Raw genomic sequence first — 14,978 nt, 5'->3', positions numbered from 1 at the left:
TAAATAAAAATTTCATTAATAAAATAAATTTTTAATAAGTTAAATTAGTAATTTTTAATTAATCATTTTAAACAACTTTTAATTTACATATATAAAATATGTTATAAACTATTAAAAAATATTTAATAATTTTTATATTAAATTAGGAGAAATGAATGGTTTTAGTAAGCTTGCCAGCACCGAATTTTATTGCTCCAGCAATTTTAAAAAATGATGAAATAATTGAAAATTTTAATTTTCAGAATTATGTTTCCGGAAAAATAACAGTTTTATTTTTCTGGCCTATGGACTTTACTTTCGTATGTCCCTCTGAAATCATTGCATTTAATAATCTTTATGACTCTTTTAAAGAAAGAAAAGTAGAATTAGTCGGTGTATCTATAGACTCTGTTTTTGTTCATAATGCATGGAGAAAAACTCCAATTAATGAAGGTGGAATCGGAAACATAAAATTTATTATGGTTTCAGATGTTAAGCAAGAAATACAAAAATCTTATGGAATAGTACATCCTACTCTTGGAGTAGCATTAAGAGCATCTTTTTTAATCGATAAAAAATTTTGTGTACGTCATCAAGTAGTAAATGATCTACCTTTAGGTAGAAATATAAAAGATATGATTAGAACTATAGATGCTTTACAATTTCATGAAAAAAATGGAGAAGTATGTCCAGCTAATTGGAAACAGGGAAAACCTGCTATGACTCCATCTCCTGACGGTGTTCGAAATTACTTTAGAGATCATTTAAAAGATTTGTAATTTAAATAAATAACAAAAATTATTATTTAAAATAAAAGTTAAAAAAAATTATTAGTCTCTTATTCATTCAGAATACACTATTTTTCTAAAAATCTTTAAAAAGTGTATTCTGAAATTTATTAAAAAAATTTTTAAAAAAGTATTATTTTATTAAATAAAATTGTCATCATCTTCATAATAATTTTCTTCATAACCAATATCTTTACAATTACTATTATCATTATCTAAAAATTTTTTTTCATTATTTTCATAATTTTCGTTTATATTATAATAATCTTGATTCTTTTCTTCATCATTACTATTAATATAATTATTAGACATATCTGGATCTAATACTGATTCTGAAGAATTAATATCATTCATTGATTCATCTTTTATTGATTCATGTTTAAATAAGTTAGTTAAAACGTTTCCTATTACGATTCCACTAGCTACACCAACTGCTGTTTGAACAGCATTTGAAAGAAAACTATTTGTACTTGTATTTTTTTTAGATTCAGAAAAATTTTTTTCCTCTTGTTCCATAGTAGAAAATTTTTCTTTTTTATCTACAGTATCTGATGAAAAATTTTTGTTTTTTTTCTTAAGATCATCTTTTTTATCTTTTAAAAAATCAAAACAACCAAATAAAAAACTTTTAGCTTTATACTTATTTTCTTTTTCTTGTTCTTGAATTTTATAATTTAACGATTGAATTTCTTGATTCATCTTTTTAATAGCTAATTCTTGTATTAACACTACTTGAGTTAAGTAATAAGCAGAATTTGGTTGTTTTTCCAACATATTTTTTATTAACTTTTCAGCAAATAAATCTTTTTGACTAGATTGACTTTCTACTTTTTTTATTTTTTTGAATAAATTTTCAATTAATATTTTTTCTTCTTTTTGCATAAAATTAGTTCTCTATTTAATATTCCTAAAGTAAATACAACTAAAATTAAAAAACTAATAAACAGTATCACATATACTTATAATGTTAATTATTTTTAATAAAAATTTTTTTTAAAAGTTTTTTTTTATAAAAATAAAAAATATTAATCCTTAATATTTAACTAATAACTATTAACTTTTATAAAAAGAATAGTTTTCTTTAGATTCACCGAACAATTGCATTATGGTATAATTTTATACTTTCAAAACAAGGAATAAAATATAAAGAGAAAAAAAATTTATGAAAGACCTTGCTAAAGTAATTAAACAGGTCGATATTGAACAAGAACTTAAAAAATCATATTTAGATTATGCAATGTCAGTAATAATCGGAAGAGCTTTACCTGATGTTCGAGATGGATTAAAACCAGTTCATAGAAGAATACTATTTGCTATGAAAGTTTTAAATAACGACTGGAATAAAGGTTATAAAAAATCAGCTAGAGTTGTTGGAGATGTAATAGGAAAATATCATCCTCATGGAGATTCCTCGGTTTATGATGCTCTAGTCCGCATGGCTCAACCATTTTCTTTAAGATATATGTTAGTCGATGGACAGGGAAATTTTGGTTCTATTGATGGTGATACTGCAGCAGCCATGCGATATACAGAAGTTAGAATGTCTAAAATTGCTCATGAACTTTTAAGTGACCTAGATCAGAATACCGTGAAATTTATTCCTAATTATGATGGAACAGAAATTGTTCCGGAAATTTTACCAACTAAAATTCCAAATTTATTAATTAATGGAACTTCTGGAATTGCTGTAGGAATGGCTACTAATATCCCTCCCCATAATTTAAAAGAAGTTATTAATGGATGTTTAGCTTATCTTGAAAACAATAAAATTAATGTAAATACTTTAATGCAGCATATACCTGGTCCTGATTTTCCTACAGCAGGTATTATAAATGGTTGCTCTGGAATAAAAGAGGCTTATGCTACCGGAAAGGGAAAAATATTCATTCGCGCTCAAAGTAAAATTGAAGTTAATGAAAAATTGAAAAAAAAATCCATTATTATTTATGAATTACCTTATCAAGTTAATAAAGCAAAATTAATTGAAAAAATATCAGAGCTAGTAAAGGAAAAAAAAGTAGAAGGAATTATTGCTTTAAGAGATGAATCTGATAAAGATGGAATGAGAATCGTTATTGAAACTAAAAAAGATGCAATAATAGAAATTATTCTAAATCAATTATATATTTTAACATCTTTGCAAATTTCTTTTGGAATTAATATGGTTGCATTATGCAATGGACAACCAAAAACTATGAATTTAAAAGAAATTTTAAAACAATTTATTTTACATAGAAAAAAAATAGTTACAAAAAAATGTTTATTTAAATTAAAAAAATATCGGAAAAGAACTCATATTTTAGAAGGATTAAATTTAGCTTTAATAAATATAAATGAAATTATTAAGTTAATCAAAAGTGTTAAAACACCTATGGAAGCAAAAAAATTATTAATTTCAAAGGAGTTCTTATTATCTAACAAAAATAATCTTCATGAAGAATCAAAAAAATGTTTGAAATTAACAAAAAAAAATTTTGAAATCAAAGATACGAAAACTTTTTTTACTGAAAAACAAATTCAAGCAGTATTAGAACTTCGTTTGCAGAAATTAACTTCTTTAGAACAAAAAAAAATTTTTGAAGAACACTGTGATTTAACAAAAAAAATAAAAGCAATAAATCTTATTTTAGAAAAACCGGAGAAACTAACCAGTATAATAAAAAAAGAGTTAATTAATATTCAACAATCTTTCAATGATAAAAGAAAAACAATTATTCATAAAAATCATAAAAATATAAATATTGAAGATATTATCACTCAAGAAAAGGTAATTGTTACTCTTTCACATTCAGGATATGTAAAATATCAACCTATTTCTGACTATGAAGCTCAAAAAAGAGGTGGAAAAGGAAAATTAGCAGCTCGCATTAAAGAAGAAGATTTTATTGAAATTTTATTAGTAGCAAATACACACGATACAATTTTATGTTTTTCTAGTACGGGCATACTATACTGGCTAAAAGTATATCAACTTCCTGAAACTAGCAGACATGCTCGTGGAAGACCTATAATAAATATTTTACCATTAAGTTCAAAAGAGAGAATAACTGCTATTCTACCAGTTTCTAACTATAAAGATAACATTAATGTTTTCATGGCTACTCTTAAAGGAACTGTAAAAAAAACTTCTTTGAAAGAATTTAGTAAACCTAGAAACTCAGGAATTATTGCTGTAAACTTAAAAAAAGAAGACGAACTTATAGGAGCAGCTTTAACAAATGGAAAAGATAACATCATGTTATTTACTGCTTCTGGGAAAATTGTTCATTTTTCTGAACAATTTGTCCGAAAAATGGGACGAACAGCTTCAGGTGTAAAAGGAATTAAAATTAAAAATCAAGATCATATTGTCTCTTTAATTGTTCCTAAAGGAAAGGGAAACATTCTTATGGTAACTAAAAATGGATACGGGAAAAGAACTAAAATTGCTGATTTTCCAATAAAATCAAGATCTACAAAAGGCATTATAGCTATAAAAATTACAAAAAAAAATGGAGCAATGATTGCCGCGATTCAGGTTTCTGAAAATGATCAAATTATGATGATTACCAATGCAGGAACGCTTGTAAGAACTAGAGTTTCAGAAATTAGTAATCTAAAAAGAAACACTCAAGGAGTTATTTTAATTCGAACAAACAAAAAAGAAAAAGTAGTCGCTTTACAAAGAATTGACGAATCATTTTACAAAATCTAATAAATAAAAAATTTATCTATAAGTAGCATTACAAATTTATTACTATTCATATGGTAATGCTACTTTTTTTATTTATATTGATAAGAATTAATATTTTTTAATTAAAAAATACTTTTTTTTATATTACCAAATCAAAAAAAACTTTAATATTTTAAAAAAAATATTTCATATTATCAGAAAAATTATATAAATTATTATTAATAATAGGCATATTTAATATGAATTCGAATCTATTAGTAACTAAAAGAAATGGAAGAAAAGAAGTTCTTAACTTAGATAAGATTCACAAAGTATTGAATTGGGCTTCAAATAAGCTTCATAACATTTCAATTTCTCAGGTAGAATTACGTTCTAGAATACAATTCTATAATGGAATTAAAACAATTCATATTCACGAAACAATTATTAAAGCAGCTGCTGATTTAATTTCTAAAGAAGTACCTGATTACCAATATATGGCTGCTAGATTATCTATTTTTCATCTTCGAAAAAAAGCATATGGAAAATTTACTCCTCCTAAATTATATGAACATGTTAAAAATAATGTTTTACTGAAGAAATATGATGAGAAACTATTAAATGAATTTTCAAAAAAAGAATTTCATATTATGAATACATTTATTGACCATAATAGAGATATGAATTTCTCATATGCTGCTGTAAAACAACTAGAAGGAAAATATTTAGTTCAAAACCGAGTTACAGGAAAAATATACGAAAGCCCTCAATTTTTATATATACTTATTTCTGCTTGTTTATTTTCAAAATATTCTCAAAAAAATAGATTATTTTATATTAAAAAATTTTATGATGCTATCTCTACTTTTAGAATCTCTTTACCAACTCCTATCATGGCTGGAGTAAGAACTCCTACTAGACAATTTAGTTCATGTGTTTTAATTGAATGCGCTGATAACTTGGATTCTATTAATGCTACTGCAAGTTCAATTGTAAAGTATGTGTCTCAAAGAGCAGGAATAGGAATTAATGTAGGACAAATTCGTGCAGTTGGAAGTCCTATTAGAGGAGGTGAAGCATTCCATACCGGTTGTATACCTTTTTATAAATATTTCCAAACAGCTGTTAAATCTTGCTCTCAAGGTGGGGTAAGAGGAGGTGCTGCAACTTTATTTTATCCTATCTGGCATTTAGAAGTAGAAAACTTATTAGTTTTAAAAAATAATAGAGGAATAGAAGATAATCGAGTACGACATGTAGATTATGCTATACAAATTAATAAATTATTATATCAAAGAATGTTATCTAGAAAAAAAATTAGTTTATTTAGTCCATCGGATGTTCCTTTGTTATATGATTATTTTTTTTCTGATCAAAAAAAATTTGAAGAACTATATGTAAAATATGAAAAAGATAAAAAAATTAAAAAAAAAGAAATTAAATCAATAGATTTATTTTCTCTATTAATGCAAGAAAGAACTTCTACAGGAAGAATATATATACAAAATGTAGATCATTGTAATACTCATAGTTCTTTTAATCCAAAAGTAGCTCCTATTAGACAATCTAACTTATGCTTAGAAATAACTTTACCTACTAAACCATTATCAAATATTTTAGATGAAAATGGAGAAATAGCATTATGTACATTATCGGCGTTAAATTTAGGAAAAATAAAAAATATTAAAGAATTAGAAGAGTTATCTAATTTAATTGTTCGAGCTCTTGACGCCTTATTAGACTATCAAGAATATCCGATAGTAAGTGCTAAAATTGGAGCATTAGGAAGAAGAGCAATTGGAGTAGGAGTAACTAACTTCGCTTATTATCTTGCAAAAAATAATGTTAAATATTCTGATGGAAGCGCTAATAAATTAACCCATCAAACGTTTGAAGCTTTTCAATATTATTTATTAAATGCATCTTGTAATTTAGCAAAAGAAAAGGGAACTTGTTCATTATACAAGCAAACAAAATATTCATTAGGAATACTTCCAATTGACACTTATAAAAGAGAAATCGATATAGTATGTAATGAACCTTTACTATTAAATTGGGATTTCTTAAGAAAAAAAATATCTAAATATGGATTAAGAAACTCTACATTATCTGCCATTATGCCTTCAGAAACATCTTCTCAAATATCAAATGCAACGAATGGAATCGAACCTCCTAGAGGATTTATTAGCATTAAAGCATCCAAAGATGGTATGTTAAAACAAGTTGTTCCAGAATACAAAAAGCTAAAATCAAAATACGAATTATTATGGGATATACCTGATAATATCGGATATCTTACATTAGTTGGAATTATGCAAAAATTTATAGATCAATCTATTTCCACTAATACTAATTATGATCCTGGAAAATTTCCAGATGGAAAAATTCCTATGAAATTATTACTAAAAGATTTACTAACTGCTTATAAGTTAGGAATAAAAACTTTGTATTATCAAAATACAAGAGAAGGAAATATAAATAAAACAAACAGCTTTAGTTATCGCATGCAACAAGAAAGTTGTGAAAGCGGAGCATGTAATTTATAAGAACGTTATTCTTAATATAAATTAATTATTTTATGGGATTTCTATATGACTTATACAACTTTTTCAAAAAAAAAAAATGATCCTTTGCAAGAACCAATGTTTTTCGGACAATCAGTTAATATTTCTAGATATGACCAACAAAAATATATAATTTTTGAAAAATTAATAGAAAAACAGCTTTCTTTTTTTTGGAGGCCAGAAGAAATAGATTTATCTAAAGATCGAATAGATTTTTATAATTTACCAAAACATGAAAAACATATTTTTTTAAGCAATTTAAAATATCAAACTTTATTAGATTCAATTCAAGGAAGAAGCCCTAACATAGCTTTTTTACCCGTTGTTTCAATACCTGAATTAGAAACATGGATCGAAACTTGGTCCTTTTCTGAAACGATACATTCTCGATCTTATACTCATATAATTAGAAATATAACAAATAATCCTTCATTAATATTTGAAGATATTATAAGTAATCAATCAATATCTAATAGAGCTAAAGATATTTCTTTTTATTACGATGACTTCATCCAATATACAAGCTACTGGCATTTATTAGGAGAAGGTATTCAAAATATTAATAATCAAAAAAAGATTATTAATCTAAACCATCTAAAAAAGAAACTATATTTATGTTTAATGAGTGTAAATGCTTTAGAAGCTGTTAGATTTTATGTTAGTTTTGCATGCTCGTTTGCCTTTGCCGAAAGAGAAATTATGGAAGGAAACGCAAAGATTATTCGATTAATAGCTAGAGATGAAGCATTACATCTAACTAGTACTCAACATATAATTAATATTTTACAAAATAAAAAAAATAATGAAAATATGGCAGATATAACTAATGAATGTAAAGGTGAATGTTATAAAATTTTTTTAAAAGCTGCTGAACAAGAAAAACAGTGGGCTAATTATTTATTTTCAGACGGTTCTATGTTAGGATTAAATAAAGAAATTTTATGCCAATACATTGAGTATATTACAAATATTAGAATGCAAGCTGTAGGATTACCACAACCTTTTGAAAAAAAATCAAACCCTATACCGTGGATTAATCAATGGCTATCTTCCGATAATGTACAAATGGCTCCTCAAGAGGTAGAAGTTAGTTCTTATTTAGTTGGACAAATAAATTCGGAGTTACTAGATAATGATCTTGATTCTTTTGAATTATAAAACAAATGCTTAATAGTCATATAATATTAATTAATAAAAATAAAAAAATTTTTGTTAAAAAAAGAAAAATTTTTTTGTTAAAAATATTACTTGCTAATGATATTAAAACCGAATATCAATGCAAAAAAGGATACTGCGGAATATGCCGTATTTTTCTTAAAAAAGGAAAAATTTTATATAAAAATTTTATTCCATTAGCTTTTTTAAAACCAGGGGAAATCTTACCTTGTTGTTGTATTATTGATACAAATATAGAAATTAAAATTTAAAATTTTTACTTTAAAAAAATATATTTATATTTATATTTATTTTTATTTTTTTTTATTTTTCGACTGTATAACAGTTGCTGCTATTGTATAGACAATATCATCAACCGATGATCCTCTAGATAAATCATTAACTGGTTTTCTTATTCCTTGTAAAATAGGTCCTATACAAATAGAATGAGTAGAATTTTGAACAGCTTTATAGGCTATATTACCACTGTTTAAATCTGGAAAAATAAAAACTGTTGCTTTTCCTTTTAAAGAAGATTCAGGAAATTTCAATTTTGAAATTTTAGGTTCTATTGCTGCATCATATTGAATAGGACCTTCTACCAGAATATCTGGTCTTTTTTTATTCAAAATCTTTTTTGCTAGTATTATTTTTTCAATAAGAATATTTTCCCCTCCTGATAAACCTGTAGAATATGAAAGCATCGCTATTTTTGGATCTATACCGAAAATTTTAGCAGAATCAAATGATTGTATAGCAATCTCTGATAATTGATCAGAAGTAGGATTAGGATTAATAGCGCAATCAGAATAAATTAAAGTATTTTCTTTTAATAACATAAAAAATATAGAAGAAATAAGTTTATATTTACTAGATATTTTAACAATTCGCAGTGCCGTACGAATTACTTCAGCAGTAGTATTTGTAGCTCCTGCAACTACACCATCTACTACATCGTTTAATAATAAAAGCATTGCCAAAACAATATTTTTTTTAATATCTTCTTTAACATTTTTTACATCTATTCTTTTTTTCTTATATATTTCGATTAAATCTGCTTCATATTTTCTTTTAATAGTCTCTGGATCTATAATTTGAATATTTTTATTTAAATAAATTTTATTGCTTAAAGCAATTTTTTTAATTTCATTTATATTTCCTAATAAAATACAATTAGCTATTTTTAGATTATTACATATAATAGCTGATTTTATAATCCTAGGATCATTTCCTTCAGGAAGAAGAATTGTTTTTCCTAATGAAATAGCAGTTTTTTTTAAATGATATTTGAAAAATTCAGATGAAACTATATAAGAACTATTTTTTTTTTGTTCTAATACTTTCTTTATCCATTTCTTACTAAAAAATAATTTTGTATAATTTTTTATTTTTTCGATTCTTATAAAATCTTTCGGATCACACTTAAAATTAAAATTTTTTAATAAAATTAAAACTTCATAACTATCAAGATAAGTAAAAAATATTGGAATATTCATCTCTAAAAAACTTAAATATAAAGAATATTTTTTTATATTCCCAGATGTTACTAATATAGAAAAATTAATATTTTTTTTATTTAAAGAAATTATATAAAACTTAAAAATATTTAATAAACTATTTTCAATAATAATTAATGAATTTGAAATATTTTCTTTTTCAAGATGATTAAAATTATTTTTTAAAATTTTGATTTTATTTATCAAAATATTGTTTGTCTTATTTTTTTTACAAATTATAAAAGCATTTATATATCTAATAATATTTAATATTGGAGTTTCTAACAACGTCATATTCCAAGGAATAGAAACTATATTATCAAAACATTTTATTTTTTTTGGAAAATAGTTTTTTAAAAAAATTCTTTTTTGATAAAAAAAATCAAATTTTTTAATATTTTTCTCAATTTTTAAAAAAGAAGGCTCATTTTTTTTATTTAAAACAACACCTTTAACATTTTTATAAAGATAACTATCTAAATTTTCTTTTTTTAATTTACTTAAATAATTTACATTTTTAAATGCTGCTACTAGCACAATATTTGCATTTAAAATTTTAGCTATCTTAAAATTTAATTCATTCGATATATAACTGTTTTTTATATTGATTCCTTCAATTAAAGTAATTTTTGCATTATCTTTATAATTTTTATATTTATCTATAATCTTTTCAATTAAATTAGAAAAAAAATTTTTTTCATATCTTATATTATTTATTTTTTGAAAAATAGGTTCTATAATAGAAATAGAATGGTTATTTCTAATAAGTTGAGAACTATGATCTATTTTTTTTTTATTATTACTATTAACAATAGGCTTAAAAAAATTAATAACAGAGTAGTTATTTTGAAGTGCAGAAATAATTCCCAAACTAACAGTGGTTAAACCTACATTTTCTTCAATGGGAATTAACATGATTGCTTTTGACATAAAAACCTCTTAACCTTATTACATATTTATAGTTTTAATTAATTAAACGAATTGTTTCCTTTGCAATTTCTAACTCCTCATCTGTTGAAATTACTAAAATAGGTATACTTTTTTTTGAACTGATACGGAAATTACTTTTAAAACCATTTTTATTATTAAATTTTTCACATAATTCAAATCCTAAATTTGATAGCTGTAAAACTGTTAATTTTCTTACTAAAATAGAATTTTCCCCTATTCCACCAGTAAAAACTAACGCATCTATTTCTTTTGCTATTAAAAAAAAGTAAGAAGAAATATATTTCACTAATTTATAAGAAAAAATATCTACTGTGCGTTTTGCTTTTTTATCGAAAAAATATTTTTTTTCAGAAAATCGAAAATCACTGGTTACTTCGCTTAAACCTAAAATTCCAGATTTTCTAGTTAATAAATCTTTAATTTCTTTTATTTTCATATTTACTTTTTCATACAAATAAAAAATGATAGATGGATCAATATCTCCACTTCGTGTACCCATAACCAATCCTTCCGATGGAGTTAAACCCATGGAAGTATCAATACAAATACCATTTTTTATAACCGATACTGAAGCACCATTTCCTAGATGACAAGAAATAATATTTATAGATTTTATATCTTTATTTATTATTTCAGCTGATTTTTTCATTATATATGAATGGCTAATTCCATGTGCTCCATATCTTCGAATGCCGTATTTTTTATAAAAAATGTATGGAATTCCATATAAATATGCTGTTTCTGGCAACTTTTGATAAAAAGAAGTATCAAATACAGCTACATTTTTTTTTCTAAGAGATGGAAATATTTTAATCAGTGTCGTAATACCTAATAAGTTTACAGGATTATGTAAAGGAGCAAAACAAGAAGATCTTTTAATAATATTTATTATTGACAAATCTATTACAACTGAATTTTTTATTTCTTTTCCACCATGTACTACTCGATGACCTATAGCAATAATATTATTAAAAATATTCATTTTCTTTTTAAGTACATCATTAACAATAAATTCAAGAGCTTCTTGATGAGTTGTATAAGATTTTAAATAAAAATTTTTAATAGAAATATTTTTCGTATTCCAAGAAATGTTTGTATTTTTTAAATACAAACATTCTACAATTCCTGTTAAAAATTTTTTATAATTTTTAGAATTAATTAATAAAAATTTTAATGAAGAACTTCCTGAATTAATAATAAGTACTAATTTTTTATGCATATAATAAATACCTAACCTATAAAAAATGTTCTATTAAAAAAAATTATATTAATAAAAAAAATATGTTTATTTACATTTATAAAAAAATTAATAATAATCTATTTATTAACTATAAAAAAATTATATTTAATATGATTATTCAAATCATTTAAATTTAAACTAAATAAGTTTTTTTATTAGATTTATTTTTAATGAAAAGTTGTTCTTTTTTGCTCTATAGAATGTATCTGAACTTTTATAATTTCACTAATAGGATCTTCAGGGCAATGTTCAACAAAATAAGATAAATCACTTAAAGCAACTTTTCCACACTCTAATTGAGCATAAATTAAACCTCTATCCCTAATTTCGTAAGGATCATCAGGATTTAATTGAATTAATAAATTACTTACATTTAAAGCTAATTCCATTTTTTTTTCTTCCATTAATGCAGCTTTTAATGTATTTAATATTTTTCTGATTACTGTTAACGATTTAGCTTGATTTAAATCATTTTTATATAATATAGCTGTTGGACTAATATTTCCCTTTAACCAAACTTCTAATATATGTTCATCTAAAGTCTCTCCATTAAATGGATTAATGAACCATGGTTTTTTGTTTTTTAAATCAGATCTTAAAATAAGCTGAGTTGGAAAAATAACAGGAGTTAGTAGCAACTCTAACTCTTTTGCCATATAAAGTAAAATTATTCCTAATGAAACAGCCGTTCCTTGACGTGTTTGTAATACTTTATCAATCCATAAAACATCAGATAATTTATATTTTTTTTTTGCCCCTCCAAACCCCCATTTAAGATAAAATATTTTTAGCATTTTTTTTAATTTATCAATATTGTTTTTCTCATTTCTAATATAGAATTTTACTTCTTCTATCCGAGACTTTAATTCTTTTATTACTTGCTCGGTAGGAAAGTTTTTTCTGATTAACTGAAAAGCAACTACCATAGATTCAAAAATTGATTGTTTAGAAAAATCAATATTAGAAAAAATTTTCATATTACTCTCAATAATATTTATTTAAATTAATATTTTTAAAATACAGAATACGTTTTTATTTATAATTTTTTTTAATTATTAGTTAAACTAAATAAATTCAATATTTACCAAATATTTTGTTAGTTATTTAATTTTTATAAAAAAAATATCATACTGAATTTTAAAAAAGAATTAAACTTCTTATATTTGTTCTAAAAGTTTACTTTTTCTGTCCTATTGTAACACGATAAAACCCTTGATAATCTTTATAACTATGAACATTTTTAAAATTATTAAAATTCATGAGTTTATTTACAATTTTTTTTTGAGTAGAACCATGCTCTATTAATAACCAACCTTTGTTTAATAAATACTTTTGAGAATGTTGTATAATATTTTTAATATCAAAATATCCTTCATCAGGAGATACTAAAGCTGAATAAGGTTCAAAAAAAATATCAGGCTCTAATTTTTGAAAATCTGTAATATTAATATAAGGTGGATTGCTAACTATAATATTAAAAGCCATTTTATTTAACGAAGAAAACCAATTGCTTAATTTAAAAAATATATTTTTTATTAATAATTTTTTTGCATTTATCCGAGCGATTTTTATCGCTTGATAGCTATTATCTACTCCTGTTATATAAGATTTTGGTAATATCTTTGCTAAAGATAAAGCAATTGCCCCAGATCCTGTTCCCAAATCTAATATATGATATTTGTAATTTTTATTACACATAGAATCAATAATTTCAATTAAAATTTCAGTTTCAGGCCTAGGAATAAAAGTAACAGGGGAAACAATAAAGGGTAATGACCAGAATTCTTTTTTTTTTATTAAGTATGCTATTGGTTCACATAAAATACGTCGATTTAACAAAGTATTTATTTTTTTTTTTCTTTATCTTTAATTTTTTTTTCCTGGAAATTCATAAGCCAAGTAAAAGATTTTTTTATTCCGTAAGATAATATTAATAAAGCATCTAATCTAGAACTATTACTATTTATTAATTTCTTTTCTGCTAAATTTAACCAATTTTTAATTTTCATTTTTTTTCTTTTAATGAAGAAGAAAAAATATCTACTTGATATTTTTCTAACATAGGATTAATCAAAATATCTAACTTTCCATCTAATATCTCATTTAAACGATATACCGTTAAGTTAATGCGATGTTCTGTTACTCTATTTTGAGGAAAATTATACGTTCTTTTTCTATCAGATCGTTCTCCACTACCTAATAAATTTTTTCTCATAGAAGCATTTTTAGCATTTTTTTTAGCTAGTTCAGCAGCATGAATACGAGCTGATAATATTGATAATGCTTTTGCTTTATTTTTATGTTGAGATCTTTCATCTTGACATTCTACAACATGTCCAGTAGGAACATGAGTTATACGTATTGCAGAATCCGTAGTATTTACATGTTGTCCTCCTGCTCCTGAAGAACGAAAAGTATCTATTTTTAAATCTGATGAATTAATTTTAAACTCTTCTGATTCAGGTAAAACTGGCATAATAGCAACTGTACATGTGGAAGTATGAATTCTTCCTTGTGATTCTGTTTCTGGTACTCTTTGAACACGATGTCCTCCAGATTCAAATTTTAATTTTTTACATACTTCTTTACCTGTTATTTTAACAATAATTTCTTTAAATCCTCCCTTTTCACTTTCATTCATGTTATAAATATCAATTTTCCAACGATTTATTTCAGAATATCTACTATACATTCTAAATAAATCTCCAGCAAATATTGCTGCTTCATCTCCTCCGGTGGCAGACCTTATCTCAATAAAACAACTTTTTCCTTCGTAAGGATCATTAGGTAATAATAAAATTTTTATTTTTTTTTCTATAGAATGTTTATAGAATTTTAGTTTCTTTATTTCTTCTTCTGCCATTTTTCCTATCTCTATATCTCCTAACAATTTTTTTGTTGCCTTGATATCCTTTTTATACTTTTTCCAATTAATAAAATACTGAACTATTTTAGAAATTTTTAAATATTCTTTTGATAAGTCTCGTAACTTTTTTTTATTAGAAACTTGATTTATATTTGATAAAGTAAGTTCTATTTTTTTATATCTTGCATATAAAATTTCTAATTTAGAGATCATAGAAGGTTTCATAAATCACCATTTATTTTTAATCGATATCATTTTTAGAATTAAATTTTAAAAAAATTTATAGT

12 protein-coding genes are annotated in these 14,978 nt (G+C 23.9%); 5 read left to right on the top strand and 7 right to left on the bottom strand.

Annotated elements, in window-relative coordinates:
- Window positions 1-155: 155 nt before the first annotated feature.
- Window positions 156-758 (top strand): peroxiredoxin C, encoded by a 603-nt coding sequence (locus tag AB4W62_RS00820; protein ID WP_367680061.1) that lies wholly within the window; start codon window positions 156-158, stop codon window positions 756-758.
- A gap of 150 nt (window positions 759-908) precedes the next feature.
- Here the strand turns inward: AB4W62_RS00820 and AB4W62_RS00815 are convergent, their stop codons facing one another.
- Window positions 909-1,649 (bottom strand): DUF2076 domain-containing protein, encoded by a 741-nt coding sequence (locus AB4W62_RS00815; protein WP_367680060.1) that lies wholly within the window; start codon window positions 1,647-1,649, stop codon window positions 909-911.
- 280 nt (window positions 1,650-1,929) lie between these two features.
- On the opposite strand from AB4W62_RS00815, the gene gyrA reads away from it, so the two are divergent.
- The 4 genes from gyrA (at window position 1,930) to yfaE (ending at window position 8,410) form a co-directional block, all read left to right on the top strand.
- Entirely contained in the window at window positions 1,930-4,461 is a 2,532-nt protein-coding gene (gene gyrA / locus AB4W62_RS00810) for a DNA gyrase subunit A (RefSeq protein ID WP_367680059.1), read from the top strand.
- A 218-nt stretch (window positions 4,462-4,679) separates the two neighbouring features.
- Window positions 4,680-6,965 (top strand): class 1a ribonucleoside-diphosphate reductase subunit alpha, encoded by a 2,286-nt coding sequence (gene nrdA, locus AB4W62_RS00805; RefSeq protein ID WP_367680058.1) that lies wholly within the window; start codon window positions 4,680-4,682, stop codon window positions 6,963-6,965.
- A 45-nt stretch (window positions 6,966-7,010) separates the two neighbouring features.
- Window positions 7,011-8,141 (top strand): class Ia ribonucleoside-diphosphate reductase subunit beta, encoded by a 1,131-nt coding sequence (gene nrdB, locus AB4W62_RS00800; protein WP_367680057.1) that lies wholly within the window; start codon window positions 7,011-7,013, stop codon window positions 8,139-8,141.
- Between the two features lie 5 nt (window positions 8,142-8,146).
- Window positions 8,147-8,410 carry a class I ribonucleotide reductase maintenance protein YfaE gene (gene yfaE / locus AB4W62_RS00795; protein ID WP_367680056.1) on the top strand — a complete coding sequence of 88 codons (264 nt, stop codon included), beginning with the start codon at window positions 8,147-8,149 and terminating at the stop codon, window positions 8,408-8,410.
- Window positions 8,411-8,452: 42 nt separating this feature from the next.
- On the opposite strand, the gene pta is transcribed toward yfaE, so the two are convergent.
- The 6 genes from pta to prfA form a co-directional block, all read right to left on the bottom strand.
- Window positions 8,453-10,564, bottom strand: coding sequence for a phosphate acetyltransferase (gene pta, locus AB4W62_RS00790; protein ID WP_367680055.1), 2,112 nt, complete (start codon window positions 10,562-10,564; stop codon window positions 8,453-8,455).
- Window positions 10,565-10,598: 34 nt separating this feature from the next.
- A complete protein-coding gene (locus AB4W62_RS00785) occupies window positions 10,599-11,804 on the bottom strand; it encodes an acetate kinase (protein ID WP_367680054.1) in 1,206 nt (401 codons plus the stop codon).
- A gap of 188 nt (window positions 11,805-11,992) precedes the next feature.
- Window positions 11,993-12,802: an invasion regulator SirB1 gene (gene sirB1 / locus AB4W62_RS00780; protein WP_367680053.1), complete on the bottom strand. Its 810-nt coding sequence runs from the start codon at window positions 12,800-12,802 to the stop codon at window positions 11,993-11,995.
- Window positions 12,803-13,001: 199 nt separating this feature from the next.
- Window positions 13,002-13,664: a peptide chain release factor N(5)-glutamine methyltransferase gene (gene prmC / locus AB4W62_RS00775; RefSeq protein WP_367680052.1), complete on the bottom strand. Its 663-nt coding sequence runs from the start codon at window positions 13,662-13,664 to the stop codon at window positions 13,002-13,004.
- Window positions 13,665-13,669: 5 nt separating this feature from the next.
- Window positions 13,670-13,834, bottom strand: coding sequence for a hypothetical protein (locus tag AB4W62_RS00770; protein WP_367680051.1), 165 nt, complete (start codon window positions 13,832-13,834; stop codon window positions 13,670-13,672).
- Complete coding sequence (prfA, locus tag AB4W62_RS00765; protein WP_367680050.1) at window positions 13,831-14,916, bottom strand: peptide chain release factor 1; 1,086 nt, start codon at window positions 14,914-14,916, stop codon at window positions 13,831-13,833. The genes AB4W62_RS00770 and prfA overlap by 4 nt, the downstream gene beginning before the upstream one ends.
- Window positions 14,917-14,978: the final 62 nt, after the last annotated feature.

This window comes from Buchnera aphidicola (Mindarus abietinus) (genome assembly GCF_964059085.1).
GTDB classification, from domain to species: domain Bacteria; phylum Pseudomonadota; class Gammaproteobacteria; order Enterobacterales; family Enterobacteriaceae; genus Buchnera_A; species Buchnera_A aphidicola_C.
The sequence above is the reverse complement of the archived record's forward strand: the minus strand, read 5'-3'. Positions and strand labels throughout refer to the sequence as shown.

Excerpts from the sequence above, each read along its gene's own strand:
- prfA (WP_367680050.1), bottom strand. The coding sequence starts at position 14,916 with ATGAAACCTTCTATGATCTCTAAATTAGAAATTTTATATGCAAGATAT.
- sirB1 (WP_367680053.1), bottom strand. The coding sequence starts at position 12,802 with ATGAAAATTTTTTCTAATATTGATTTTTCTAAACAATCAATTTTTGAA.
- AB4W62_RS00770 (WP_367680051.1), bottom strand. The coding sequence starts at position 13,834 with ATGAAAATTAAAAATTGGTTAAATTTAGCAGAAAAGAAATTAATAAAT.
- yfaE (WP_367680056.1), top strand. The coding sequence starts at position 8,147 with ATGCTTAATAGTCATATAATATTAATTAATAAAAATAAAAAAATTTTT.
- AB4W62_RS00785 (WP_367680054.1), bottom strand. The coding sequence starts at position 11,804 with ATGCATAAAAAATTAGTACTTATTATTAATTCAGGAAGTTCTTCATTA.
- AB4W62_RS00820 (WP_367680061.1), top strand. The coding sequence starts at position 156 with ATGGTTTTAGTAAGCTTGCCAGCACCGAATTTTATTGCTCCAGCAATT.
- pta (WP_367680055.1), bottom strand. The coding sequence starts at position 10,564 with ATGTCAAAAGCAATCATGTTAATTCCCATTGAAGAAAATGTAGGTTTA.
- AB4W62_RS00815 (WP_367680060.1), bottom strand. The coding sequence starts at position 1,649 with ATGCAAAAAGAAGAAAAAATATTAATTGAAAATTTATTCAAAAAAATA.
- nrdA (WP_367680058.1), top strand. The coding sequence starts at position 4,680 with ATGAATTCGAATCTATTAGTAACTAAAAGAAATGGAAGAAAAGAAGTT.
- gyrA (WP_367680059.1), top strand. The coding sequence starts at position 1,930 with ATGAAAGACCTTGCTAAAGTAATTAAACAGGTCGATATTGAACAAGAA.
- nrdB (WP_367680057.1), top strand. The coding sequence starts at position 7,011 with ATGACTTATACAACTTTTTCAAAAAAAAAAAATGATCCTTTGCAAGAA.